Here is a 24581-nt window from a genome sequence, read left to right on the forward strand (position 1 = left end):
CGGCGAAGATAATATTTACGGGATCTTTGCTGCCGGCACTGGAAAAGAGACGATCAAACTGCTAGGATGCCGCCACCAAATCCGCCCAAAAAAAAGGAGATCCCCATGGCGCGCATTCCCGCCGTTGACCAGGACGCCTGCATCGGCTGCGAAGTCTGTACCCTGGTCTGCCCCGAAGTCTTCCGCATGACCGGCGACCACGACGACCACCATGAGCACAAGTCGGAGGTCTACAACCCCGACGGCGCACCGGAGGAGAAGATCGAGCTGGCCATGGATCGCTGCCCGGCAGCCTGCATCTACTGGCAGGATTGACCCCTGCCCCCTTGAAGACCGCCGGCAACATCCGCAAACTCTACGCCTTTGCCTTTTTGAAGATGACGCTCTTTCCCATGGCGATCATCACCCTCTTCTGGAAGGATCACATCGGCCTGTCCCTGACGGAGATTCTCCTGCTGCAGGGGATCTTCTCGGTGGCGACGCTGTTGATGGAGTACCCCTCGGGCTACCTCAGCGACCGCCTCGGCTACCGCTTCGCCCTCACCCTGGCCTCCCTCATCGGCATCGTCGGCTGGGGGTTCTACACCGCGGCCGACACCTTCGCCGGGGTCCTTGTCGCCGAAATCCTCCTCGGGGTTTCCTTCGCCTTTATCAGCGGCTCCGATGCGGCGCTCCTCTTCGAAACGTTGCGCCTTGAGGGGAAGGAAGACGAATACGCCCGCTACGACGGCCGGATGGCCGGAGCCGCCCAGATCGGCGAGGCGGCCGGGGCCCTCTTTGCCGGCGTTCTCTATGCCGCTGCCCCTTTGAGTCCTTTCTACATCCAGGTCGGCGTCTGGGCCCTCGCCCTCGGGATATCCTGGAAGCTGGTGGAGCCCCCCGTCCCCCAGCGCCAGGCGGTGACCTCCCACCTCGCCGAGGCCCTGAAGCAGATCCGCTACGCCCTCATCGACAACCGGCGGCTGCGCTATGCCATCCTCTTCTCCACCGTCCTGGGGATCGCCTCCTTCTACCCCGTGTGGCTGATCCAGCCCTACATGCAGGAGAACGGAGTTCCCCTGGCCTGGTTCGGGCCGGTGTGGGCCGGAGCCAACCTGAGCGTCGCCCTCTTCTCCCTCATCGGCCACCGGATCCATTTCCATCTCGGCGACAGGGGACTGACCGGGCTCTTCCTCCTCCTGATCGTCGCCGGCTATCTGGTCCTCGGGCTGACCGCCGGGGTCTGGAGCTTCCTCGGCTACTACCTCCTTACGGCGATGCGCGGCCTGCAGGGGCCGATCCTGCGCAACCACCTGCAGCGCTCCAGCAGCCGGGAAAACCGGGCCAGCATCCTCTCCCTGAAGTCGCTGATCTTCCGCCTTCTCTTCGTCGGCAGCGGGCCGCTGGTCGGCGCCCTTGCGGACCATTGGGGGCTGCGCCCGACCTTCCTCCTCCTCGCCCTCCTCCTGGGAACGATCCTTTTGCCCCTGGCCGCCCTTTTCCTCCGCACCCTCGATCCCCGCCCCCGGGCGGAGACATGAATCCTTGCAATCGACGATTGAAGATCTAGAATTTGTGCGGGGAGGGATCGATGGGAAACAGGGAAGGAAAAGGGATGGGGAGAGGCCTTCGGCTGTTGACGCTCCTGGTGGCGCTCCTGATCGGTGCCGGTTGCGCGGGGAAGACAAAGTCGCAGGACGCTCTTTCGGAACACGAATCGTACTATCTCAACGCCAACCTCGACTTCGCCATCGAATACCCCCATGATTGGATCCGGACCAAAGGGGGCAAAAAGGGCGCCGTTTCCGACCCGTACACGGTGGAATGGCTCTCCCCCGCTCCCCCGGGGGAAGGGAGCCCGGCGAGGGGGCGCGTCACCGCCCTCCCCCCCTCCCTGGTCCGGGGAGGCATAAAGGAGATGCTGGAAATCTTTCAATCCGCTCATCCCGGCTTCGTCGTGACCGACCGCCGCGAGATCGAACTCCCTTCCGGCCCGGCCCTGCAGATTCTCGGTCACACCCCGCAGCGCACCTATCAGGTGGTTTTTTTGACCTCCTACCGCCGCGCCTTTACCCTCTCCTTCTCCTCCCCGCCGGAATATTTCGACCGGTTCCGCCCAGCTTTTTCGAGGATGGCCGAATCTCTCACCCTTCTCGAATAGTTTCCTTCCGGGTCATGAGGGAATAGAGCACCGGCACCACGACCAGGGTCAGCAGGGTCGCCACCGCCAGACCGAAGATCACCGCCACCGCCATCGGCCCCCACCACTGGGCCGACTCGCCGCCGATTTCCCAGCTGAAACTCTTGAAGTCGAAACTCACCCCCACCGCCATCGGCAGCAGGCCGAGAATGGTCGTCACCGCGGTGAGCATCACCGGCCGGAAGCGCACGATCCCGGCCTGGATCAGCGCCTCGCGCAAGGCAAGTCCCTGAAGGCGCAGCTGATTGACGTAGTCGATGAGGACGATGGCATTGTTGACCACCACCCCGGCCAGAGAGATGACGCCGATGCCGGTCATGATGATGCCGAAGGGGGTGGCGGTGATCAGGAGTCCGAGAAAGACCCCGGAGAGGGAGAGGATCACCGAGGTCATGACGATGAAGGTCTGGATCAGGGAGTTGAACTGAGTGACCAGAACCAGGATGATGAGAAAGATCGCTGACAGAAATGCCTTGGCGAGAAAGGTCGAGGCCTTCTGCTGCTCTTCCTGCTCCCCGGAGAAGTCGACCTTGTAGCCGGCGGGGAGATTGAGCCCGGCCAGACGCGCCTGAGCCTCCCGAAGGACCTCGTTGCTGTTGCGTCCGAAGGTGTTGGCGGTGAGGGTGACCACCCTTTTCTGATCGAGATGACGGATGGAGCCGAAGCCGGTGGCCATTTCGATGCGGGCGACGGTGGAGAGGGGGACGGGACTGCCGTCGCGGGTCGGGATCAGCAGATTTTCGATATCGGCCATCGTCTGACGGCGCGCTTCGGGGAGGCGGGCGACGATGTCGTATTCATCGTTCCCCTGGCGGTAGATCCCCAGTTTGCTGCCGCTGATCGCCGCCTTGACCGTGCGGGAGATATCGGCCGTCGAGAGACCGAGGAGGGAGGCCTTTTCCCGGTCGACCAGCACCCGGATTTCCGGCTTGGCCTGGGTGAAATCGTCCTTCAGATCCACCAGACCCGGCACGTCCTCGATGAGGCTCCTGGCCTGGTCGGCAAGGAGCCCGAGAATGACGATATCCTCGCCGCTGATCTCGACGCTCACCGGCGCACCGGTGGGCGGCCCCTCCTTCTGCTTTTCGACCTTGATCTCCGCCCCGGCCAGACCCGCCACCTTTTCGCGAATTCGCCCCAGCACCCGGTTGGTATCCTCATGGCGGACGGACCGCTCGACAAAGTTGAGGGAGACCTTGCTCTGGTTGGCCGGAGAGCTGCCGTCGCCGCCGGACTCGGTGCCGGCCGAAACCCCGACTTCGGCGATGGTGAATTCCACATCCGGTTCGCTTTGAGCCACCGTCTCGACGATCTTCGCCAGAGTGTTGGACGTTTCCAGGTTGGCTCCTTCCGGGGCTTTGATTTCCACGTAGGCGTTGTTCGGTTCGGTCTCTGGAAAGAGTTCGACGCCGTGCCCCATCAGGCCGTAGATCCCGGAGATCACCACCAGAAAGAGGACGGAACCGGAGACGACGACGAGGCGATGCCCGAGGGAGAACTCGAGAATGCGCCGATAGATGCGCAGTATCCAGGGGGTGCCTTTGCCGTCCCCCCCGTCGCCGGGGCGCAGGCGCATGAAGCTGGCGCAGAGAACCGGATTGATCACCAGGGCGACGAAGAGCGAGGCGGTGAGGGTAATCATCAGGGTAATCGGGAGAAACTTCATGAACTCGCCCATGATCCCCGGCCAGAAAATCAGCGGCAAAAAGGCGCAGAGGGTGGTCAGGGTCGAGCTGATGACCGGCCAGCCGACTTCGGCGACGGCGGCCCGGGATGCGGCGACCCGCCCCTTCCCTTCCTGCATGTGGCGGTAGATGTTCTCGACGATGACGATGGCGTTGTCGACCAGCATCCCGAGGGCCAGAATCAGGCTGAAAAGGACCACCATGTTGAGGGTGATGCCGAAAGCCTGCAGCACCACAAAGGAAAAGAGCATGGAGAAGGGGATCGCCAGGGCGACAAAGAAGGCGTTGGTCACCCCGAGAAAAAGGAAGATGACCGCCACGACAAGGATCAGCCCGGTGAGAATATTATTCTCCAGGTCGGCGACCATGCGCCGGATGTCCTTGGACTGATTCATGGTCACCGCCAGCTCGATACCGGGGGGGAGTTGGTCGCCGGCGGCCGACAGCAGGGCGAAGACCTGGTCGGCGACGGCAATGATATTCTCGCCGGTGCGTTTCTTCACCGCCAGGGTCACGCTCTGGCGACCGTTGAGACGGGCGTGGCTCTGCCGGTCTTCGAAGGTGTCTACAACCTGTGCCACATCCTTGAAGTAGATCGGCTTGCCGTCCCGGGCCACCAGCACAAGGTTGTCGATGATCGAAGGATCGGTAAACTCGCCGGGAATGCGCAGCAGGTACTTGCCGCGGCCGATATCGATGCTGCCGCCGGGGATGTTGACGTTTTCCTGGCTGATGGAGGTGAGAATCTCCGTGAACGAGAGCTGGTAGGCGGCCATCCGCTCCGGATCGAACTCGACGCGGATCTGCCGCTCCCGGCCGCCGGTCAAGACCACGTCGAGGACGCCGGGAATCTCTTCGATGCGGTCCTGCAGCTCTTCCCCGACACCCTTGAGGACCGCTTCGTCCACATCCCCGGAGACGGCGACCATCAGGATCGGGAATTCGCTGAAGTTGATCTCGAGGATCGAAGGGTCGTTCTCCAGATCGTCGGGGAGATCCCCCTTGGCCTGATCGACCTTGTCACGCACCCACTGCAGGGCGTTGTCGATGTCGACCCTGGGATTGAACTCGATGGTGATCATCGAGGAACCTTCCGCCGAAACGGAGCGGATCTCCTCCACATCCTTGAGCCCCTTGAGCTTGCGTTCGATGGGGAGGGTGATCAGGGTCTCGATGTCGGTGGGGGCGACCCCCTCGTATGTCGTCACCACAAGCACGTAGGGGATGGTGATGTCCGGGGTCGACTCCCGGGGAAGGGTCAGATAGCAGTAAACCCCGGCGATGACCGCAAAGAGCATCAGGGTGAAAACCGTGCTGCGGTGGCCGATGGCGGCGTTGGAAATCAGCATGGATTTATTCCCCCGCCGCGACCCGGGAGCCGTCGCCGATGAGCTGCTGCCCCTGAACGATGAGACGCTCCCCTGTTTTGAGTCCCTCGCGGATCACCACCTGATTGCCGACCACGGCCCCGGGAACCACCGTGCGCAGGCGCGCCACTCCGTTGTCCTCCACAAAAGCGATCCGCCTCCCCCCTTCATCGACCAGGGCGTAGAGGGGAACGGCGATGACGTTGGGCAGGTCGCGGCGCAGGAATCCGGCGCGGACGATCATTCCCGGACGGAGCCGGTCGTCCCCGTTGTCGACCTCGATCTTGGCCCGATAGGTCCGGGTGGCCGGATCGGCCCGGTAGGCGAGATGGATCAGGGTCCCGGTCCGCGGCGGGACACCCTCCCCTTCGAGCTGGGACGAGATTACCTCCACCCGATCGCCGATTTTGAGAAAGGAAACATCCTTTTCCGGGACATCGACCAGCACTTTAAGGCGGTCGACCTGCACCAGAACAGCCGCCGCAGCGCCGGCTTTGACGTATTCGCCGCGGTCGACAAGCAGACGGTCGAGGACCCCGGCCACCGGTGCAGAGAGGGTGCTCTTGGCCAGGGCCACCTGCGCCACCTGCAGAGCGGCGTGGGCGGCCTCGTATTCGTTGCGGGCCTCCTCGACCTCCTGGGTGCTGACCAGCTTCTGGGCCTGCAGCTCCTCCAGACGTCTGAGTGTGCGCTCCTTGAGCTGGCTCTCGGTGCGGGCGCTGGCCAGATTGGCCTCCTGGGTCTCCGGGTCAATACGCAGTATCGCCTCCCCGGCCGCCAGGCGAGACCCCTCCTTCGGGCCGATCCAGCGCACCGGTCCGTCGAGTTCCGCCGCCAGGGTCAAATCCTCCCAGGCCTCGAGGTTCCCGGGGAGGGTGAAGCGCTCCTGAAGGTCTTGGGAAGCGAGGATCTGGACCCGGACGTTGGTCACCTTCTCCGCCGCGGGCTCCTGGACCTTCTCTTCGGCATTGCTGCCGTTGCCGCACCCGGCCAGTGCCAGAGGGACGCAGAGGGTTAGAAGGCAAAAAAGGGATCGAAACGATCGGGTCATGGCGGATCTCCTGTCGATGGGCAACCGGCGTTCAAAGGCCGGTGAAAGGATGCTTGAGACGTTCGATGAGCCCGGCGTCGGCTTGCTCGGCCAAAGGCTCTCTCCCGAGGCCGTTGAAGGCCTGGATGAAGAGGGCGCGCAGGGAGCCCTCCACCTCCTCCGGGGTCCGGGTGTATCCTCCGTACCACCCGGAGAGGGCGACGAGGTAGAAGGAGTAGAAATGCACCGTCGCCAGAAAGATGTCGCAATCCTCCTTGAGCTCCCCCCGCTCCCGGGCCGCCTCGAGAAGCGCGCCGACACCGGAGATGTAGCGGCCGTCGAGCTGCCGGGAGGCTTCCTGGGAAGCGGGACGGGGAAAAGCCATCTCGCGCACCAGATGGCGACCGAACTCGGGGTTGCGGGTGACGAAGGCGAACTGGCTGGTAAAGAGGGTCAGGAGCTGCTCGAGGAGCGGCGCCGCCGGGTCGGAGAGGCGCTCCAGGGCGGCGAAGGCGAAATCGATCTCCTCCTCGCAGTAGGCGAGAAAAATGGCATCCTTGGTGGGGAAATAGCCATAGATCGTCCCCTTGCCTATCCCCGCCTCCCGGGCCAGCATCTCCATGCTGGTCCGCTCATACCCCTCCTCGGCAAAGAGGCGCATCGCCGCCGCCATGATCGCCTCGCGGGTCTGGCGTTTTTTGCTCTCCCGAATGCCGCCCATTTCCCCTCCCGCAATTGTTTTCTCGACCGCGGTCGGATTTTAACCGCGCCCCGGGTTGCGGTCAAGATGTTTCGACCGCGTTCGACTTTTTGCGGTATCCCTGCCGAAGGGGTTGCTATAAAATGGAACCGTGGGATTTGAAGCCGGCTTTCAATCCGGATCGGCCAGAAATCTCTCCATAACCCTGCGGATAAGACGATGAACCCCCTCGCCCTCATCGATAGATACTATCCCCCCGGCACCCTGGCCCACGCAGTGCTGCTGCGTCACAGCACCCGGGTCGCCGCCAGGGCGACGGCCGTCGCCGCGCGCCTGCGCTGCCCCGTCGATCTCCCCTTCGTGGAGGAGGCCGCCCTCCTCCACGACATCGGAATTCTCTACACCGACGCTCCGGAGCTCGGCTGCAGCGGAACCCTCCCTTATCTGGCACACGCCTACAAGGGACGAGAACTTCTCGAGTCCGAGGGACTTGCCCGCCACGCCCTGGTCTGCGACCGTCATATCGGCGTCGGCCTGAGCGCCGCCGAGATCGCCGCGCGTCACCTCCCCCTGCCGGCGCGGGACATGTTCCCTGTCACTCTGGAAGAGCAGATCGTCACCTACGCCGACCTCTTCTTCTCCAAAAACCCGCAGGAAAACGACCGCGAACGCTCCTTTGCCGAGGTGCGCAGCAGCGTCGAGCGCTACGGCGCCGAAAAGCTTCAAATCCTGGACGCCTGGTACGAGCGCTTCGGACCGTGATGTCTCCCTTCGCCCTTCTGGTAAAATGACAAAAATAAAACCTCGAAGTCACTACTGTCCGGTTAACTTTGAATGTACGTCGATAACCTACTGAAAATTATAGTACTTTGGCTCAACTGTTCTTTTCTCGATTTGAAATCGCTTCACCCCGCCCGCGAGTGATATCTTCCTGACACTTCAGGAGGGCATCCATGAACGCTGGCCAGACCGTTTTCAGACAGCTACTTCAGTTTCTCCCGCGTCACGAGTTCAACCTCTGTGCCCGACGGTATCGCGGCGAGTACCGGGCCAAAAGCTTTACTGCATTTGACCAGTTCCTGTGCCTGGCTTATGCCCAGCTATCGGGTCGCGAGAGCTTGAGGGATATCGAAACGTGCCTGAACTCTCATCGGGAGAAGCTCTACCACATCGGATTTCGTGGCGCTGTCTCCCGCTCCACCCTTGCCGACGCCAACGAGCGCCGGGATTGGCGCATTTTTCAGGATTTCGGCCAAGTCCTGATCGGCATGGCACAGCAGCTGTACCGGGATGAGCCCTTGGCCATCGAGTTGAAGCAGCCACTGTTCGCCTTTGACTCGACGACCATTGACCTCTGCCTCACCCTGTTTCCGTGGGCCGAGTTTCGCACGACCAAGGCAGCGGTCAAGATGCACACGCTCATTGACTTGCGCGGCATCATCCCCACGTTTGTGGCCGTGACAACCGGCAAAGTACATGACGTCAAGATGCTTGACGAAATGCCCGTCACCGAAGAGGCCATCTACACGATGGACCGCGGCTACGTAGATTTTGCCCGGCTCTATGCCATTCACCGACAGGGCGCCTTCTTCGTGGTGCGGGCCAAGGACAACCTACGCTACCAGCGGTTGTACTCTTTGCCCAAGGACAAGGAGGCCGGCGTCCGAGCCGACCAAGTGATTGCCTTGGTCACCCAGAAATCGAAAAAGGGTTACCCGGAGAGATTGCGCCGGGTCAGTTATGTTGATAAAGAGCGAAACAAGCGGCTTGTATTCCTCACCAACCACTTTGAAATTGGAGCCACAACGGTTGCAGACATCTATAAACAGCGCTGGCAAGTGGAGCTATTCTTCAAGTGGATCAAACAGCATCTACGAATAAAAGCGTTCTACGGGACTTCTATCAATGCGGTCAAGAGCCAGATATGGGTAGCTCTTTGCATATATCTACTTGTGGCGATCGCTAAAAGGCAGCTTAGCATCAAATGTACTCTCTACACTTTTTTGCAGATCCTGGAGGTCAATCTGTTCGAGAAAAAGCCCATTTCATCGTTGGTTGCGGAAGCGCTCAAGCAGATTCCAGACACCCAAGATTATAACCAGCTGAATTTATTCGGCTATTAACCGGACAGTAGTGCCTCGAAGTTAAAGCTTCAACGCGGAGAGCGCGGAGGAAGGCAGGAGAACGCAGAGAAGGACAGAACCGAACCCTTTTTTTGCTTTAAGCGTAAGACCGGATTTTCCTGTGAACCCGTGCATTGAAATCGATCAGTGAGGAACGACCTCCATGGAAGCCTGGCTGCAAAACCTCTTCGGCTACCTCCCCGGCGGAGCGAGCTACTACCTGCTGATCGGAGCCCTCTCCTTCGTCGAGTCGCTGGCACTGGTGGGGATTTTCGTCCCCGGCAGCGTCCTCATCGTCTTCGCCGGCTTCATGGCCGCCCACGGCAAGGGGGACATTTCCACCCTCGTCGCGGTATCCGCCGGCGGCGCCATCCTCGGCGATCTGATCAGCTACTGGGCCGGCGCCCGACTCGGCGAAACCCTGCGTCAGCACCGCCTGTTCCGAAGGCGCCAGGCTCTGATGGCCCGGGCTAACGTCTTTTTCATCGAGCATGGCGGCAAGAGCGTCTTCATCGGCCGCTTCGTCGGCTTTCTTCGTCCCTTCATCCCCTTCGTCGCCGGCAGCGCCCACATGCGCCCCCTCCCCTTCATCGTCTGGGCCGTGACCAGCGGTCTCCTCTGGGGGGCGGCCTACCCGGGACTCGGCTACGTCTTCGGCGCCAGCTGGAAACTGGTGCAGCTGTGGACCGGCCGCTTCAGCCTGGCCATCGCCGTATTGGCTGCGCTTTTCGTCAGCAACGCCCTCTTCTGGAAATACCTGGCCCCCCGTCTGGCAAAGGCCGGCCGTCACCTGTGGCGGGGGATTTCCCTTCGCTGGACGTCCTTTTTGCAGAAACCGAAGGTACAGGCCTTCGCCGCCGCCCACCCGGCGCTCTGGACCTTTGTCGCCGAGCGCTTTTCCCTTCGCCACGGCGCAGGGCTCTACCTGACTTTCGCCCTGGCCGTCAGCACTCTCTTTGCCGCCCTCTTCGGCGCCCTGACCTGGGGGGTCTTTTATGAACGCCTCTCCCGCCTCGACCAGAGCAGCTACACCCTGGTGCAGGAGTTGCGCCACCCGGTGAGCGACACCTTCTTTCTAATCGTCACCTCCCTCGGCAACTGGCCGGTCCTGCTGATGATCGGCGCCCTGACCCTGCTCTGGCTGATTCTGAACAACCGCGACGTTTCGGCGCTGATTCTCGTTGTCGGCACCGCCGGCGGCGAACTGCTGGTCTTCGTCCTCAAAGCCCTCTTCCAGCGCCCGCGCCCCGCCCCTTTTTTTGCAGCCCTGCAACCCGACTCGGCCAGCTTCCCCAGCGGCCATGCCTTCGTCGGTCTGGTCTTCTACGGTCTGATCGTCTACCTGCTCCTCGGGGGCATCGATAATATGCGGGGGAAGCTGGCACTGGTCACCGGCGGCAGTTTTTTCGCCCTGACCATCGGCCTGAGCCGCATCTACCTCGGCGTCCACTGGCTCAGCGACGTCCTGGCCGGCTTCGCCCTGGCGGCCCTGTGGCTGACGTTTCTGGTCACCGCCGGTGAGGCGCGGCGCCGCTACGGCGGCGAATTCCCCTGGCAAAGGGGGTGGATGCCGATCCGGCTCTCCTCCTGGCTCAAAACGACCATTCTCACCCTTGCGGCCCTGGCCACCCTCTTCGGGGTCGTCGACTACGTCAGGACCCAAACGGCTGTCGACCGTTCACCGCCGCAGGAGCGGCGCTAAGGGTGGAAAACAATTGCCCAAACAGGAATTTTTTTATAGGATAGGCAGCCGGAACCACTGGCGCGTAAATCCTCACCCACGGATCAAATCATGAGCAACAGACTCCCCGCCGAATGGGAGGCCCAGGACGGCGTCCTCCTCGCCTGGCCCCACGCCGACAGCGACTGGCACCCGATCCTCGACGAGGTCGAGCCGGTCTTCGTCCATATCGCCACCCGGATCAGCCGCTTCGAGCAGGTGCTCATCGTCGCCCCCGAACCGCAGGCCGTCGCCGAGATCCTGCGCCAGGCCGGAGCGCTTATGGAACGGGTGCACCTCTACGCCCTCCCCGCCAACGACACCTGGTCCCGGGATTTCGGGCCGATCACCGTTCTGCAAAAGGGTCGGCCCCTCCTCCTCGACTTCGGCTTCAACGGCTGGGGGCTCAAATTCGCCAGCAACCACGACAACCAGATCACCCGTCTCCTCCATGAGGCCGGGGCCTTCGGGACAACCGAGCGACGGAGCATCGGCCTGATTCTCGAAGGGGGGAGCATCGAGAGCGACGGATGCGGCACCATCCTCACCACCGCCGAGTGCCTTCTCAACCCCAACCGTAATCCGCACCTCGACAGGTCCGAAATCGAGGCGGCACTGGCCCCCCTCCTCGGCGCCGATCACTTCCTGTGGCTCGAACACGGCTACCTCGCCGGCGACGACACCGACTCCCACGTCGACACCCTGGCCCGCCTCTGCCCCGACGACACCATCAGTTACGTCCGCTGCGACGACCCGGAGGACGAGCACTTCGACGCCCTCGGCCGCATGGAGCAGGAGCTGCAGGCCCTGCGTACCCGCGACGGCCGCCCCTACCGATTGAATCCCCTCCCCTGGCCCTCTCCCCGTTACGACGAGGAGGGGGAGCGCCTTCCGGCCACCTATGCCAATTACCTGATCATCAACGGCGCGGTCCTGGTCCCCACCTACCGCGATCTCAACGACGCCGCCGCTCTGGCCGCCATCGGCGACGCCTTCCCGGGGCGGCAGATCATTGGAATCGACTGCCTCCCCTTGATCCTGCAGCACGGCTCCCTGCACTGCGTCACCATGCAGATCCCCCGGGGAGTCTTGCCATGAACAGATTGATCGTCGGCCTGGTCCAGCAGAGCTGCAGCGCCGTGCGCAGCGAAAACATCGACAAAAGCATCAAGGGGATCCGCGAGGCTGCGGCCCGCGGCGCCTCTCTTGTCGTCCTACAGGAGCTGCACACCGGACTCTACTTCTGCCAGAGCGAGGACACCGCCGTCTTCGACCAGGCCGAAACGATTCCCGGGCCGTCCACGGCAACCTTCGGCGCCCTGGCCAAAGAACTGGGGATCGTTCTCGTCACCTCCCTCTTCGAAAAACGCGCCCCCGGGCTCTACCACAACACCGCCGTCATCTTCGAAAAGGACGGCACCATCGCCGGGACCTACCGCAAGATGCACATCCCCGACGATCCCGGTTACTACGAGAAGTTCTACTTCACCCCCGGCGACCTCGGTTTCAACCCCATCGACACCTCCGTCGGCCGCCTCGGCGTCCTCGTCTGCTGGGACCAGTGGTATCCGGAAGGGGCGCGCCTGATGGCCATGGCCGGCGCCGAAATCCTCATTTACCCCACCGCCATCGGCTACGACCCCCGCGACCCCGAAGACGAGCAGCAGCGCCAGCGAGACGCCTGGATCACCATCCAGCGTTCCCACGCCGTCGCCAACGGCATCCCTGTCGTCAGCGTCAACCGCGTCGGCTTCGAAGCCGATCCCGGAAGCGGCCCCGGCGCCCTCTTCTGGGGGAGCAGCTTCGTCGCCGGATGCCAGGGGGAGTTTCTCGCCCGGGCCGGCGAAGGGAGCGAAGAGGTCCTCACCGTCGAACTCGACCGGCAGCGCAGCGAGGACGTGCGCCGCATCTGGCCCTACCTGCGGGACCGGCGCATCGACGCCTACGGCGATCTGGTCAAGCGCTACCGCGACTGAGGTTCCCCCGGCTTCCCCCGTTTTTTCCTTCGCTCACCAGGAGTCGTCCATGAGCTTCACCCTTCTCTACTGGCACTGGCTGGCCCTCGGCATGATTCTCATCATCGCCGAGCTCTTCGTGCCGAGCTTCACCATCTTCTGGTTCGGCCTCGGCGCCGTCCTCGTCGCCCTTCTCCTCCTTTTGTTCCCGACGATTCCCCTCACCGGCCAGCTTCTCTGCTTTGCGCTCGCCTCCGGTCTCTTCACCTGGCTGTGGTTTCGTTATCTCCGGCCTCTGATGACCGACCGCACCAAGGCCGGCCTCTCCCGTGAAGCGGCCCTCGGCGAAAGCGGCCAGGTGATCAAGGCCCCTCTCGAGGGACAGCGCGGCGTGGTGCGCTTCACCATCCCCCTGCTCGGCAACGACGAGTGGCCCTTCATCTGCCAGACGCCGACGGCCGTCGGCGACCGGGTCGTCGTCCGGGAGATTTCCGGCAACACCCTGATCGTCGAAAAACGCTAACTCGACAATTGTCATCACATATACATTTCAGGAGGTTACTTTCATGGCAGGGATCGTTCTCGTTGTTATTTTCGTCATTCTCGTTCTCGTCACCATCACGCTCGGGGTGCGCCTCGTCCCCCAGGGGAGCAAGTACGTCATCCAGCGCCTCGGCAAGTTTCACAGCACCCTCTCACCGGGGCTCAACATCATCATCCCCTACATCGATACCGTGGCCTACAAGGTCACCACCAAGGACATCGTTCTCGACATCCCCTCCCAGGAAGTCATCACCCGCGACAACGCGGTGATCATCGCCAACGCCGTCGCCTATCTCAACATCGTCTCCCCGGAAAAGGCGGTCTACGGCGTCACCGACTACATCGTCGCCATCCAGACCCTGGTGCAGACCTCCCTGCGCTCCATCGTCGGCGAGATGGACCTCGACGACGCCCTCTCCTCGCGGGACATGATCAAGGCCAAGCTCAAGGCCGCCATCTCCGACGACATCTCCGACTGGGGGATCACCCTCAAGACCGTCGAGATCCAGGACATCACCCCCTCCAAAACCATGCAGACGGCGATGGAAGAGCAGGCCGCCGCCGAACGGGGACGCCGGGCCACCATCACCCGCGCCGAGGGTGAGAAGTCCGCCGCCATCCTCAGCGCCGACGGCCGCCTCGAAGCCTCCAAGCGCGACGCCCAGGCCCAGGTGGTCCTCGCCGAAGCGAGCCAGCGGGCCATCCAGAAGGTCACCGAGGCGATCCAGGCCAACGAGATGCCGGTCCTCTACCTCCTCGGCGAAAAATACATCGAAGCAGTACGGCAGATCTCCACGGCCAACAACGCCAAGGTCGTTCTCCTCCCTGCGGACATCCCGGCGGCGGTGCGGGGGATCATCGGAACGCTGGGGAAGTGAAGTCGCGCAGGTTCAAAATTCCGAGGGGGTCAAAATGGTGATGTTGCGAAAGTTGAGTGGAGCATTTACCGGAGGGGTTCTCGGCGGACTTCTTGACAGTTTCAATATCTGGGCGATGGGTGTCGTCGGGATTTCCGACCTCATCGGAATCGGGATGAAGCCCGAGTTCGCCGCCCCCTGGCTCTACCAACGGATGATCTGGGGTGGGCTGTGGATGCTCCTTCTCGTTCTCCCCGTTCTCAGGCAACGGATCGCCCTCAGAGGGATGCTCTTTAGCCTCCTCCCCTCGGCGATGATGCTCTTCGTGGTCCTCCCCTCCATGGGAAAGGGGATGTTCGGCCTCGGTTTCGGCACCCTGATGCCCGTAGTCGTGGTGGGACTCAACTTCCTTTACGGTATCGTTGCCTCGTACTGGTATGCTAAGGCTTCCTCCTGACGTCAGGTTCACGCGATCGGACCGCCCGGTTGCCCTTCTTTTCTCACAGACAAAGGAATCACTCCGATGCTCTACGTCATCTGCTGCACCGACAAGGCCAATCATCTGCAGGTGCGCATGGACAACCGTCCGGCGCACGTCGAATATCTCAAGAGCTTCGGTGCAAAGCTTTTCGCCGCCGGGCCGACCCTGAACGAGGCGGGGGACATGAACGGTTCGGTGGTCATCCTCGATCTCGACAGCCGCACCGACGCCGAGGCCTTTGCCGCCGGCGATCCCTACGCCAAGGCCGGCCTCTTCAGCGCCGTGACCATCAACGCCTGGAAAAAAGTTCTCCCCTGACCCGAGAGGCGAAGGCGCAATCATGGAAGTCTCCCAGGACGCCCGCTGCATCGTCTGCGGCAGTGAGAACCCCATTGGCCTCAAGGCCTCCTTCGTCGTCGACGCCGAGAAACAGAGCGCCGAGGCGACTCTCACCATCCCCGACGATTTCCAGGGATGGCAGGGGGTGGTGCACGGCGGGATCATCTCGGCCCTCCTCGACGAGGCGGCGATCTACGCCTGCCGCTCCCGGGCGGAGTTCGCCGTGACCGCCGAACTCACGGTGAAGTTTCTCAAACCCCTGCCGAGCGGACGCCAAATCCTGGTGCGCGCCCGGGTCGTCGAACAGCGCCGCCGCATCCTTCTTGTGGAGTCGGAGCTTCTGCTGGGTGAGACCGTGCACGCCCGGGCCGAAGTACGGGTAATGGCCGTGCGAGGCGGGGTGTAGTTTCTCCCTTCTTCCTTCTCCCCTCTCCCCTCTCCCTCTTTAGAGTACCCGCCATGCCGACGATCCTTTACCGCGACGAACACCTGGTCGCCGTGCACAAGCCCTGCGACCTCCTGGTGCATCGCAGCCCCATCGACCGCCACGAAACCCGCTTCGCCCTGCAGCTGGTGCGCGACCTCACCGGCCGCCGCGTCTTCCCGGTCCACCGCCTCGACAAGCCGACCTCCGGCGTCCTCCTCTTCGCCTTCACCGTCGAGTCCGCCCGCTCCCTGGCCCAGGCCTTCGCCGCCGGCGAAGTGCACAAGCGCTATCTGGCGGTGGTGCGCGGCATCGCCCCCCAAAGCGGAACCATCGATCATCCCCTCGTCGAGGAGATCGACGCCATGGACTATCCGCAAGCGGAGGAGAAGGACGCCCAAAGCGCCGTCACCGACTATCGACGCCTGGCCGAGATCGAACTCGCCGTCGCCGTCGGCCGCTACCCCACCAGCCGTTACAGCCTGGTCCTCGCCGAGCCGCGCACCGGCCGCCGCCACCAGCTGCGCCGTCACTTAAGGCACCTCGGCCACCCGATCATCGGCGACACCACCCACGGCGAAGGGCGACACAACCGCTACTTTCGCGACGCCCTCGACTGCCGGCGCCTGCTGCTGGCCGCCATCGACATCTCCTTCTCCCATCCCTGCAGCGGCGAAAAGCTGACCGTCAGCGCTCCCCTGCAGGAGAATTTCATGGCCCTGATCGACCACTTCGGCTGGAGCGACGCCCTTCCACCCGCTGCCATCGGCTGACGCCTCTTTCGATTTTTTTCACCCCTCCACCGTCGATTGCGGCGGATAAGGAGGTATCATTTTCCCTGTGGCCCGAAAGGCCGCAGCAGGGTCCTTGACCCTGCGCAGGGATTTTCCAGGAGGATCAGAATGAGAAGACTGCTTTGCACAGGGTTGCTCCTTTTTCTCGCGGGCTGCGGCAGTGACGACCAGGCGACCCGGCCCAACGATTTCACCCCACTGACCTCCATCGAGATCGTTTCCCCTCTTGCATCTATTGCCCCCCTCACCTCGATTCCCCTGCAGGCTATCGGCAACTACTCGGGGCTCTTCCCCCGGGACATCACCGACAGGGTCCTCTGGGAAATCACCACCCCGACGCTTGCCGAGTTCACCCCCCCGGAGGTTCCCGGCCGGGTGAAAGGACTCGCCCCCGGAACGGCAACCCTCACCGCCACACTCGGGGAGATTTCAGCAACCTACGATCTGGAGATCACCTCTGCGACCATCACTGCCCTGACAATTGCCCCAGCCGCGCCGACGGTTCACAAAGGACTGACGATCCAACTGATGGCAAACGGCACCTTCTCCGATGCAACCTCACAGGATCTGACCTTTGACTCGGTCTGGACCTCCGACTTTCCGTCCTTTGCCACGGTTGGCGACACCGTCACCAGCAAAGGACGGGTCAAGGGGATAGAAGTAGGGAGCGCTGACATCACCGCCACCTTCGACACCGCCAGCGACTCCACAACCGTCACCGTCACGGCTCCGCAGCTGCAGTCGATTACCATAACCCCGGCCAACCCCTCGGTCCTCAGCATCGCACAGACCTCCTTCACCGCCACCGGCCACTACTCCGATGGCACCGAACTCATCAATCCCCCTAATGTGACTTGGAGTTCCTCCATTCCGGCGGTTGCCACCACCATCGCCGCTACCGGTATGACCACGACCCTCAAGGAGGGGACGACAACCATTAGTGCCTCCCTGGACGGTGTCAACGCCAACACCTCCCTGCAGGTGACGGGAGGAAACCTGACTGCAATCTCCCTGACCCCTCTCCCGACCATGGCCCTCGGCACTACACAGCGCATTTTCGCCACCGGAAGCTTCAGCAACGGCACCACGCGCGACATCACCGGTCAGGCAGACTGGACGGTGGACGACTCAACAAAGGCAACGGTAGTCCGCGATAACAGCCTGGCCTGGATCACCGCCGATGCTGCAACGGTTGCCCTGACTCCAGCAACAATTTTTGCCAAACGGGGAACAGTGGAAGGTTCGATCCCCCTCACCGTCGTTAACCCCACCCTCAACAGTCTGTCGATCACCCCGACTAGTCTCGACCTAACCGTCGGCACCAGCGACCGCTTCACGGTGACCGGAACCTACACCGGCGGGCACACCCAGGATCTCACCAGCAGCGCAAACTGGAGTTCCTCCGCCGCCGCTGTGGAGGCTTTCAACCTCGGTGTGAACAAGGGCCGGGTCAAAGGTGTTGTCGCAGCGACCAGCCAGGCGGCCACCATCACCGCAGGCTTTGGCGTGCAGACTGCCACCGCAAATGTCGGCAGCGTCATCCAGCGAACCCTGCAGAGCCTGGCGATCTCCGCCCAGCCGGCGACGTTCATCCCCGGCACCCAGGTCCAATTCACCGCCACCGCCACCTACAGCGACAACACCACCCACGTTGTGACAGAGGATACGGTCTGGTCCGTCGACAAGACGAACGTCGCCATTCTTGCCGACACCGTCAATCAGCCCGGCCTTGCGGTTGCCGTGGACAGCGGCGCGGCGACTCTCACCGCCGCCTTCGGCGGCAAGACCGCAACCCGAGCCCTCACAGTCCCCTGATGCGGGCCCCTTTTTCAGCAACGACAGGATGGATGCCATGAAACCGTTCCGCCGAATAATAACTGCCCTGGGAATCTCCCTCCTGTTCTGCGCCCCGGCCCTCGCCGAGCACACGGGCCCCTATCTCGGCCTCTACGGAGGGGCGAACCTCCTCCGGACCGCCGAGAGTAGCGACAGCCAGGGGACCTTCAATCTCGAATTCGACCCCGCCGTCCAGGGGAGCGCCGTCCTCGGCTGGGACCTCAAAGTCGGCCATTTCATGGGGGAGGGTCGTTTCGAACTGGAATATGCCCGGCGCAGCAACACCCTCGATACGGTGGAATTCCTGGAGGGGGATGTGCCCGGAACGGGGGACCTGACCGCCGAGAGTCTGCTGCTCAACACCTGGGGGGTTCATCGCAATCCGAGCCGCTGGACCCCCTACATCGGCGCCGGGATCGGCGCGGCCCGCCTCAGCGCCGACGACCTTCGGGTCACCGGCCAGCCCCTGGCCGACGACGACGATCTGGTCCTCGCCTACCAGGTGGGGGCCGGGTTCGACCTGGCTCTCGGGGGCGCCCTCGCCCTCGATTTCGGCTACCGCTTTTTCGGCACCACCCGTCCGAAATTCCTCGAGGCCGGGGGAGCAAAGTTCGAAGGCGAATACTACAGCCACAGCGTCGTCCTCGGTCTGCGTCTCGGCTTCTGACCCTCGTTAGCCAAAAAAAGTGATCCGGCTCCTCAGGAAAGGACTGCTGCCATGCGCGTCGAGACCGATCTCAAGCTGGGCTTCAAGGATGTCCTGATCCGCCCCAAGCGTTCGACCCTCAAGAGCCGCTCCCAGGTCAATCTGGAGCGCACCTTTACCTTTCTCCACAGCCGCCGCCAGTGGAGCGGGGTGCCGGTGATCGCCGCCAACATGGACACCGTCGGCACCTTCGAGGTGGCGCAGGTGCTGGCCGAGTTCGGGATGCTCACGGCGATCCACAAGCACTATTCCCTGGAGGCTTGGGATACCTTTCTCGCCCGGCAGGGGGAAGAGATCTACCAGCGGATCATGGTGAGCACCGGTTCGTCCGAGGCCGACTTCGAGCGCCTCGGGACCATCCTCGCCGCCCACCCCAAACTCGAATTCATCTGCATCGACGTCGCCAACGGCTATGCCGAATCCTTCGTCCAGTTCGTCGCCAGGGTCCGGGCCGCCTGGCCCGAGAAGACCATCGTCGCCGGCAATGTCGTCACCGGGGAGATGGTGGAGGAGCTCCTCCTCTCCGGCGCCGACATCGTCAAGGTCGGGATCGGCCCCGGCTCGGCCTGCACCACCCGGGTTAAGACCGGCGTCGGCTATCCCCAACTCTCGGCGGTGATCGAATGCGCCGACGCCGCCCACGGCCTCGGCGGCCGGATCATCTCCGACGGCGGCTGCGCCAGCGCCGGGGACGTCGCCAAGGCCTTCGGCGGCGGCGCCGACTTCGTCATGCTCGGCGGCATGTTCGCCGGCCATGACGAAAGCGGAGGAGAACTGGTGGAGCGCGGCGGAATCACCTACAAACTCTTCTACGGCATGAGCAGCGCCACGGCAATGGAGAAACACGCCGGCGGCGTCGCCGAATACCGCTCCAGCGAAGGGAAGACCGTCGAGGTCCCCTACCGCGGACCGATCGCCGAAACGGTCAAGGACATCCTCGGCGGGGTGCGTTCGGCCTGCACCTATGTCGGCGCCGGCGCCCTCAAGGAACTCACCAAGCGCACCACCTTCATCCGCGTAGCCGAACAGGAGAATTTGACCTTTTCCTGAAGAGGCGCAGCCGCCCCTTGACTTTATATTCAATATCCAGAATAATTAACGGGTTTTCACCGCTCCATTCCCGGTCCCCGCCCCCATTGCTGAGGACGCGCCGCGGACCACCGGTCGGCAGGCAAGGTGAACGACTCCGATGACCGAAACAAAAACCTACAACGCCCCCGGACGCCGGCTCCTTGCGGCCGGCATCTTCTTCTCCATCCTGTTGGGGGCCTTTGCCGCCTCCAACTACCGCTCAGCCCTCCCCATCGCCGAGGGAGCCCTCCGCGGGCTGGCGCTGACCCTCGCCTCGACCATCGAGGCGCTCGCCAACCGTGACCCTTCCCTGGCATTGCTGCATGGCGTCAACAGCCGCGACATCGCCTTCTTTGCCGTGGCCGACCCTTCAGGGACCTGGCTGTTTCACACCAACCCCGATCTCATCGGCACCAAGAATCTCCACCCTCTCCCCCACCCCGAAGGGTCGTCAAACGCCTTTGTCGAACGACGACTGCTCCTCGGCACGGGCGAAGCCGCCTATGAATTCATCTCCCCTCTGCACATCAACGGCCGGCAGTATTTGCTGCGGCTGGTTCTGCACACCTACCAGGCCGACACCGTGGTGCGCCGCGCCCGGACGGACGTCGCCATCCTCCTGGCTCTGGGGTCCGGGGGGTGGATCATGGGGATTTTTCTTTACCGTTTCGTGCGACGAGCTGCCGGTCATCGTCAGGAAATGGCCAAGCAGAAGCATCTGGCACAACTTGGCACTCTGAGTGCGGTCCTGGCCCACGAGGTGCGCAACCCTCTTTCGGGGATCAAGGGATATGCTCAACTCCTCGAGGAAAAACTCCCCCCGGGAGAAAATCGTTCCTTTGCCGCCTGTGTCGTCAGGGAAGCGCTGCGCCTTGAAGACCTGGTCCGCGACCTCCTCTCCTACGCCCGTCCTCCGTCCCTGCACCTCGAGGCTGTCGACCCCCGGGAGATGGTCGAGCTCGCTTTTTCACTGCTGCAACCCGAGGCGGCGACCCGACAGGTGCACCTGGAATGTTTCGTTACCCCGGCGGTGATACGTGCCGATCGCGACCATCTGCAGCAGGTGCTCCTGAACCTGGTTCTCAACGCCATACAGGCCTCAAAGGCCGGAGGCACCGTGCAGGTGCGCACTGCTTTACGTCCCGGCACCGTCGAGATCGAGGTCATCGACGACGGAGACGGCATCGCGACCACGGATCTCCCGCGGCTCTTCGAGCCGTTTTTCACCCGGCGGGCCCGCGGCACCGGCCTGGGACTGGCCATTTGCAAAAAATTCGTCGAGGAGATGAACGGATCCATCGTCCTTGCCAGCGCTCCGGGAGCGGGATGCACCTTCCGCATCGCCCTGCCGACGGCCGAAAATACCGGAGGAAATGGATGAAGGAACGGGTCCTGATCGTCGAGGATGACGCAACCTTTCGCGGGTTTCTGCACAGGATCCTCACCGACATGGGTCTGGTGGCCGAGGAAGCCGCCACCGCCGAGGAAGGAGAAGCCCTCCTCGGCCGCTGCAGTTTCGATCTGGTTCTCTCGGATCTGAAGCTCCCCGGGATGAGCGGTCTCGATCTTTTCCGCCTCAGTCGCCGGGAGGGAACGCCCCCCCCTTTCATCCTCCTCACCGCCTACGGAACCATCGAGGAGGCGGTGGCCGCCATGAAGGAAGGGGTGCAGGATTTCCTCACCAAACCTCTCAGGGACCCCGAGTCACTGCGGGTCGTGGTGCGCAAGGCCCTGCAGGGGAGCCGCCGCGAGCGGGAATATCTGAGCCTCAAGGAAACCGAGGCGGCGGGTCTCCCCCCCGCGGAACTGATCTTTGCCGGAGCGGCCATGACCGAGGTGCAACACCTGGTGCAGGAAGTTGCACCGACCCCGGCCACGGTTCTGCTCCAGGGAGAAAGCGGCACCGGAAAGGAACTGGTGGCACGTTCCATTCACCTCTACAGCCCGCGCCGCGAGGAACCCTTCGTCGCCGTCAATTGCGCGGCGATTCCGGAAAACCTTTTGGAGAGTGAACTCTTCGGACACGAACGCGGCGCCTTCACCGGAGCGGCACAGGCGCGCCGGGGCAAATTCGAACTGGCCCGCGGCGGGACCCTGTTTCTCGATGAAATCGGCGAATTGCCGCTGTCGTTGCAGGCCAAGCTCCTGCGGGTTTTGCAGGAGCGCCGCTTCGAACAGGTCGGAGGGAGTCGGGAAATCGTCGCCGACGTGCGGATCATCGCCGCCTCCAACCGCGACCTGAAACAAGAAGTCGAGGAGAAACGCTTCCGCGAAGACCTCCTCTATCGCCTCAACGGCTTTCCGGTTTTTCTCCCCTCCCTGCGCCGGCGCCTCGACGTCCTCCCCGAGCTGGTGGCTTATTTCATCGGCCGTTCGGCCCGCCTGACCGGAAAGGCCGTCTCGGCCATCGAGGCGCCGGCCATGCAGGCCCTCGCCCGCTACCCCTGGCCGGGGAACATCCGCGAATTGCAGAACGTCATTGAACGCGCCGTCATCCTCGGCCGGCGGACCCTGCGACTCGAAGATCTCCCCGAGAACCTCTGGAAACAAAAACCGGAGAAGACCGAGGCTCCCCTCCTTGAGGAAATCGAGCGGCGAACCATTGTTGAAACCCTCGAGGCCTGCGATAATAACCGTCGGGAAGCAGCGCTTCGGCTCGGGATCTCCAAGCGGACCCTCCAGTACCGCCTGAAGCGCTACGGCCTGACCGGCGCCGACTGAGGGAGTGCAAAGATGGTGCTCGAAGGTGCAGCATTTGCACCGACCGGGGAGGATCGGTCTCCCCTCACCACTGACGAAACCCTTTATTTTCGGCCGTTTGGCTGGGATCGTCCGTGCTGGCACGCTCCGTGGAATACACAGGACAGCTGCAGCACGAACCACTCACCCAAACGGAGGACGATCATGAACAACACAGCTATCAAAATCGGCATCATCACTGCACTGTGCTCTCTCACCCTGGGGAGCGCCGCCTTGGCCGCCGGCGGAGCAGGCCGCGGCGCCGGCCAGGGGAGCCGCGACGGCGCCCAGGTCAGGGACCAGATCCGCACCCACGACCAGATCCGCACCCAGGATCAGACCCGCGACCAGGACCAGCTCCGCGACCGCGACCGCATCCGCGACCCTCAGCATCTCCAGGATGGCAGCGGCGTGCAGGACGGAACACCGCGGCAGGGGGACGGCCAGGGCTCCATGGGGCGCCTCGGTCCCGCTGACGGCTCCGGCGCAGCTCCCGCCCCCGAGGACGGCACCGGGTACGGCGCTCCTGACAATCAATAGAAAGGTGTTAACATGAAACCAGGCCGCTTTTCAGCTTTGATCGCAGCGACATTGCTCTGCCTTGCCCTTCCAGGTGCCGCGACCGCGGGATGGTGGTCCGGAGAGTCGGATCAATGGGAAAAAAGCGGCCTGGACCTTCAACAGGGGTATGACCAGAACACGGTGGTCACCCTCACCGGATCGATCGTCAGCGTGGATGTCGGCGGAGACCGGGGACCGGCCATCGCCGTCATGGAGACCGGAGGGGAGGAGGTCTCCCTGGTCCTGGGACCACGGGACTTCTGGCAAAAAAACGGCCTCCCCCTTCAAGCCGGAGACCGGCTCAAGGTCAGCGGCTCCAAGGCGCAGGGAGTGGACGGCAAGGTTTACCTGATGGTGCAGAGCCTGACCCGTCCGGGGAGTGATTCGGAAACGACCCTGCGCAGTCCTTCGGGGCGCCCGGCCTGGTCCGGTGGAATCCGGCCCGAGCGGACACGACCGATGCCGATGCGTCCCGTCCGTAGCGGCAAGGGGCCCTGACCCGTGCCTCCGCATCGAACATTCTCGAAGGATTTCCTAATTATGAACAAATCAATCTTCACCCTGGTTCCCGTTCTCGTCCTCCTGATGGTCACCGGCCTCCCCCTGACCAGCGCCGCCGGGGAAGGGGGAGAAGACCTGTTCCCCATCGTCTCCTTCGGTCTGGGGATCGACTATGTCACCGGAGACTACGGCAGCGAAACCCGTACCGATTTTGTTTCGATCCCTCTTTACTTCGATTATTACCCCAGCGAACGTCTCGACTTCGAACTCATCGTTCCCCTGGTGTACCAGAGCAACCAGACAGGCGACCTCGCCACACTCCCTTATCGCACCCCCCACGGAAGTACCGTCCTGATGGCCGCGGTCGGCCCGGGAGGGGGGACCACGAGGACATTCACCGACAGCGATTCTTCAGCCAACGGCCTTGGCGACATCACCCTGACGGCAGGGTTGATCCTGTTGAGGGAGAAGGAACGTCACCCGCAATTGAGGGCTTCTCTCTATCTGAAGGCCCCTACGGCCGACGAAGAGAAGGGGCTGGGGACCGGCGAATGGGATTGGGGTCCGGGGTTGGGGGTCAGTCAATGGTTGGGCAACTGGCACCTCTTCGCCGAGGGACGGTACGTCTTCCAGGGGGATTCGGACCTGTATGCCACCCGCAACTATCTGAGCTACAACGGCGGACTGGGTCGTCAATTCACCCCCACTTTCTACGGGGCCCTCCAGGCCCGGGGGGCAACCGAGAGCGCAGAAGGGGTTTCGGACTATCTGGAGGGACGGGCGAAGTTTATCTGGCGTTTCCTTCCCGACAACGCCCTCGAGGGATACCTCGGGCGGGGCATTACCGACGCAAGTCCCGACTTCTCCGCCGGACTGGCCCTCTTCCACGATTTCTGACCCCCCCTTATCCCTCCTCCCTCCTCCCTTCTCCCTTCAAAAGGGTTGCATTTTTACCCATAAATGGGTTAAA

25 protein-coding genes are annotated in these 24581 nt (G+C 63.0%); 22 read left to right on the top strand and 3 right to left on the bottom strand.

Going from position 1 to position 24581, the window contains the following annotated elements; all coding sequences use genetic code 11:
* The first annotated feature begins 105 nt into the window (after nt 1–105).
* The 3 genes from DSOUD_RS10630 (at nt 106) to DSOUD_RS10640 (ending at nt 2140) form a co-directional block, all read left to right on the top strand.
* On the top strand, nt 106–315 hold the full coding sequence (locus tag DSOUD_RS10630; protein WP_053550989.1) for a ferredoxin: 210 nt from the start codon (nt 106–108) through the stop codon (nt 313–315).
* A gap of 11 nt (nt 316–326) precedes the next feature.
* Nucleotides 327–1520 (top strand): MFS transporter, encoded by a 1194-nt coding sequence (locus DSOUD_RS10635; RefSeq protein WP_082351216.1) that lies wholly within the window; start codon nt 327–329, stop codon nt 1518–1520.
* Between the two features lie 74 nt (nt 1521–1594).
* Nucleotides 1595–2140: a hypothetical protein gene (locus DSOUD_RS10640; protein ID WP_053550990.1), complete on the top strand. Its 546-nt coding sequence runs from the start codon at nt 1595–1597 to the stop codon at nt 2138–2140.
* On the opposite strand, the gene DSOUD_RS10645 is transcribed toward DSOUD_RS10640, so the two are convergent.
* The 3 genes from DSOUD_RS10645 to DSOUD_RS10655 are packed head-to-tail and all read right to left on the bottom strand — an operon-like array spanning nt 2124 to nt 6982.
* Nucleotides 2124–5213 carry an efflux RND transporter permease subunit gene (locus DSOUD_RS10645; RefSeq protein WP_053550991.1) on the bottom strand — a complete coding sequence of 1030 codons (3090 nt, stop codon included), beginning with the start codon at nt 5211–5213 and terminating at the stop codon, nt 2124–2126. The genes DSOUD_RS10640 and DSOUD_RS10645 overlap by 17 nt on opposite strands.
* Nucleotides 5214–5217: 4 nt before the next feature.
* Nucleotides 5218–6282 (bottom strand): efflux RND transporter periplasmic adaptor subunit, encoded by a 1065-nt coding sequence (locus DSOUD_RS10650; RefSeq protein WP_053550992.1) that lies wholly within the window; start codon nt 6280–6282, stop codon nt 5218–5220.
* Nucleotides 6283–6313: 31 nt separating this feature from the next.
* Nucleotides 6314–6982, bottom strand: coding sequence for a TetR/AcrR family transcriptional regulator (locus DSOUD_RS10655; protein WP_053550993.1), 669 nt, complete (start codon nt 6980–6982; stop codon nt 6314–6316).
* A gap of 198 nt (nt 6983–7180) precedes the next feature.
* Here DSOUD_RS10655 and DSOUD_RS10660 point away from each other — a divergent pair, with 198 nt between their 5' ends.
* From DSOUD_RS10660 to DSOUD_RS10750, 19 genes are all read left to right on the top strand, one after another.
* Nucleotides 7181–7723 (top strand): HD domain-containing protein, encoded by a 543-nt coding sequence (locus tag DSOUD_RS10660; protein ID WP_053550994.1) that lies wholly within the window; start codon nt 7181–7183, stop codon nt 7721–7723.
* Nucleotides 7724–7914: 191 nt separating this feature from the next.
* Nucleotides 7915–9084, top strand: coding sequence for an IS4 family transposase (locus DSOUD_RS10665; RefSeq protein ID WP_053549677.1), 1170 nt, complete (start codon nt 7915–7917; stop codon nt 9082–9084).
* Nucleotides 9085–9247: 163 nt separating this feature from the next.
* Nucleotides 9248–10786, top strand: a complete 1539-nt coding sequence (locus DSOUD_RS10670; protein ID WP_053550995.1) for a bifunctional DedA family/phosphatase PAP2 family protein — start codon at nt 9248–9250, stop codon at nt 10784–10786.
* A 90-nt stretch (nt 10787–10876) separates the two neighbouring features.
* Nucleotides 10877–11902, top strand: coding sequence for an agmatine deiminase family protein (locus tag DSOUD_RS10675; RefSeq protein WP_053550996.1), 1026 nt, complete (start codon nt 10877–10879; stop codon nt 11900–11902).
* A complete protein-coding gene (locus DSOUD_RS10680; protein ID WP_053550997.1) occupies nt 11899–12780 on the top strand; it encodes a carbon-nitrogen hydrolase in 882 nt (293 codons plus the stop codon). The genes DSOUD_RS10675 and DSOUD_RS10680 overlap by 4 nt, the downstream gene beginning before the upstream one ends.
* Before the next feature lie 49 nt (nt 12781–12829).
* The gene (locus DSOUD_RS10685; RefSeq protein WP_053550998.1) at nt 12830–13282 is read left to right on the top strand and encodes an NfeD family protein; all 453 of its coding nucleotides are present in this window, start codon (nt 12830–12832) and stop codon (nt 13280–13282) included.
* 43 nt (nt 13283–13325) lie between these two features.
* Nucleotides 13326–14180: an SPFH domain-containing protein gene (locus tag DSOUD_RS10690; protein ID WP_053550999.1), complete on the top strand. Its 855-nt coding sequence runs from the start codon at nt 13326–13328 to the stop codon at nt 14178–14180.
* A 34-nt stretch (nt 14181–14214) separates the two neighbouring features.
* On the top strand, nt 14215–14616 hold the full coding sequence (locus DSOUD_RS10695) for a hypothetical protein (protein ID WP_232426433.1): 402 nt from the start codon (nt 14215–14217) through the stop codon (nt 14614–14616).
* Between the two features lie 66 nt (nt 14617–14682).
* Nucleotides 14683–14958: a YciI family protein gene (locus DSOUD_RS10700; protein ID WP_053551000.1), complete on the top strand. Its 276-nt coding sequence runs from the start codon at nt 14683–14685 to the stop codon at nt 14956–14958.
* Nucleotides 14959–14980: 22 nt separating this feature from the next.
* Entirely contained in the window at nt 14981–15385 is a 405-nt protein-coding gene (locus tag DSOUD_RS10705; RefSeq protein ID WP_053551001.1) for a PaaI family thioesterase, read from the top strand.
* 53 nt (nt 15386–15438) lie between these two features.
* Entirely contained in the window at nt 15439–16176 is a 738-nt protein-coding gene (locus DSOUD_RS10710) for a pseudouridine synthase (protein ID WP_053551002.1), read from the top strand.
* A 129-nt stretch (nt 16177–16305) separates the two neighbouring features.
* The gene (locus tag DSOUD_RS10715; RefSeq protein ID WP_082351217.1) at nt 16306–18012 is read left to right on the top strand and encodes an Ig-like domain-containing protein; all 1707 of its coding nucleotides are present in this window, start codon (nt 16306–16308) and stop codon (nt 18010–18012) included.
* Nucleotides 18013–18049: 37 nt separating this feature from the next.
* Nucleotides 18050–18700: an outer membrane protein gene (locus DSOUD_RS10720; protein WP_053551004.1), complete on the top strand. Its 651-nt coding sequence runs from the start codon at nt 18050–18052 to the stop codon at nt 18698–18700.
* A 51-nt stretch (nt 18701–18751) separates the two neighbouring features.
* Complete coding sequence (locus DSOUD_RS10725; protein WP_053551005.1) at nt 18752–19789, top strand: GMP reductase; 1038 nt, start codon at nt 18752–18754, stop codon at nt 19787–19789.
* A gap of 139 nt (nt 19790–19928) precedes the next feature.
* Complete coding sequence (locus tag DSOUD_RS10730; protein ID WP_053551006.1) at nt 19929–21191, top strand: two-component system sensor histidine kinase NtrB; 1263 nt, start codon at nt 19929–19931, stop codon at nt 21189–21191.
* On the top strand, nt 21188–22531 hold the full coding sequence (locus DSOUD_RS10735) for a sigma-54-dependent transcriptional regulator (RefSeq protein ID WP_053551007.1): 1344 nt from the start codon (nt 21188–21190) through the stop codon (nt 22529–22531). Before DSOUD_RS10730 ends, DSOUD_RS10735 begins: the two co-directional genes overlap by 4 nt.
* Before the next feature lie 183 nt (nt 22532–22714).
* Nucleotides 22715–23089, top strand: coding sequence for a hypothetical protein (locus tag DSOUD_RS10740; RefSeq protein ID WP_053551008.1), 375 nt, complete (start codon nt 22715–22717; stop codon nt 23087–23089).
* Nucleotides 23090–23101: 12 nt separating this feature from the next.
* A complete protein-coding gene (locus DSOUD_RS10745) occupies nt 23102–23608 on the top strand; it encodes a MamS/MamX family magnetosome protein (RefSeq protein ID WP_082351219.1) in 507 nt (168 codons plus the stop codon).
* 42 nt (nt 23609–23650) lie between these two features.
* Nucleotides 23651–24508, top strand: a complete 858-nt coding sequence (locus DSOUD_RS10750; protein ID WP_053551010.1) for a transporter — start codon at nt 23651–23653, stop codon at nt 24506–24508.
* Nucleotides 24509–24581 lie beyond the last annotated feature (73 nt).

It is taken from the genome of Desulfuromonas soudanensis (genome assembly GCF_001278055.1).
GTDB lineage: Bacteria > Desulfobacterota > Desulfuromonadia > Desulfuromonadales > WTL > Deferrimonas > Deferrimonas soudanensis.

Bases quoted from the DNA above. Each gene is read 5' to 3' on its own strand.
- DSOUD_RS10630 (WP_053550989.1), top strand. From the start codon at position 106: ATGGCGCGCATTCCCGCCGTTGACCAGGACGCCTGCATCGGCTGCGAA.
- DSOUD_RS10640 (WP_053550990.1), top strand. From the start codon at position 1,595: ATGGGGAGAGGCCTTCGGCTGTTGACGCTCCTGGTGGCGCTCCTGATC.
- DSOUD_RS10645 (WP_053550991.1), bottom strand. From the start codon at position 5,213: ATGCTGATTTCCAACGCCGCCATCGGCCACCGCAGCACGGTTTTCACC.
- DSOUD_RS10650 (WP_053550992.1), bottom strand. From the start codon at position 6,282: ATGACCCGATCGTTTCGATCCCTTTTTTGCCTTCTAACCCTCTGCGTC.
- DSOUD_RS10655 (WP_053550993.1), bottom strand. From the start codon at position 6,982: ATGGGCGGCATTCGGGAGAGCAAAAAACGCCAGACCCGCGAGGCGATC.
- DSOUD_RS10660 (WP_053550994.1), top strand. From the start codon at position 7,181: ATGAACCCCCTCGCCCTCATCGATAGATACTATCCCCCCGGCACCCTG.
- DSOUD_RS10665 (WP_053549677.1), top strand. From the start codon at position 7,915: ATGAACGCTGGCCAGACCGTTTTCAGACAGCTACTTCAGTTTCTCCCG.
- DSOUD_RS10670 (WP_053550995.1), top strand. From the start codon at position 9,248: ATGGAAGCCTGGCTGCAAAACCTCTTCGGCTACCTCCCCGGCGGAGCG.
- DSOUD_RS10675 (WP_053550996.1), top strand. From the start codon at position 10,877: ATGAGCAACAGACTCCCCGCCGAATGGGAGGCCCAGGACGGCGTCCTC.
- DSOUD_RS10680 (WP_053550997.1), top strand. From the start codon at position 11,899: ATGAACAGATTGATCGTCGGCCTGGTCCAGCAGAGCTGCAGCGCCGTG.
- DSOUD_RS10685 (WP_053550998.1), top strand. From the start codon at position 12,830: ATGAGCTTCACCCTTCTCTACTGGCACTGGCTGGCCCTCGGCATGATT.
- DSOUD_RS10690 (WP_053550999.1), top strand. From the start codon at position 13,326: ATGGCAGGGATCGTTCTCGTTGTTATTTTCGTCATTCTCGTTCTCGTC.
- DSOUD_RS10695 (WP_232426433.1), top strand. From the start codon at position 14,215: ATGGTGATGTTGCGAAAGTTGAGTGGAGCATTTACCGGAGGGGTTCTC.
- DSOUD_RS10700 (WP_053551000.1), top strand. From the start codon at position 14,683: ATGCTCTACGTCATCTGCTGCACCGACAAGGCCAATCATCTGCAGGTG.
- DSOUD_RS10705 (WP_053551001.1), top strand. From the start codon at position 14,981: ATGGAAGTCTCCCAGGACGCCCGCTGCATCGTCTGCGGCAGTGAGAAC.
- DSOUD_RS10710 (WP_053551002.1), top strand. From the start codon at position 15,439: ATGCCGACGATCCTTTACCGCGACGAACACCTGGTCGCCGTGCACAAG.
- DSOUD_RS10715 (WP_082351217.1), top strand. From the start codon at position 16,306: ATGAGAAGACTGCTTTGCACAGGGTTGCTCCTTTTTCTCGCGGGCTGC.
- DSOUD_RS10720 (WP_053551004.1), top strand. From the start codon at position 18,050: ATGAAACCGTTCCGCCGAATAATAACTGCCCTGGGAATCTCCCTCCTG.
- DSOUD_RS10725 (WP_053551005.1), top strand. From the start codon at position 18,752: ATGCGCGTCGAGACCGATCTCAAGCTGGGCTTCAAGGATGTCCTGATC.
- DSOUD_RS10730 (WP_053551006.1), top strand. From the start codon at position 19,929: ATGACCGAAACAAAAACCTACAACGCCCCCGGACGCCGGCTCCTTGCG.
- DSOUD_RS10735 (WP_053551007.1), top strand. From the start codon at position 21,188: ATGAAGGAACGGGTCCTGATCGTCGAGGATGACGCAACCTTTCGCGGG.
- DSOUD_RS10740 (WP_053551008.1), top strand. From the start codon at position 22,715: ATGAACAACACAGCTATCAAAATCGGCATCATCACTGCACTGTGCTCT.
- DSOUD_RS10745 (WP_082351219.1), top strand. From the start codon at position 23,102: ATGAAACCAGGCCGCTTTTCAGCTTTGATCGCAGCGACATTGCTCTGC.
- DSOUD_RS10750 (WP_053551010.1), top strand. From the start codon at position 23,651: ATGAACAAATCAATCTTCACCCTGGTTCCCGTTCTCGTCCTCCTGATG.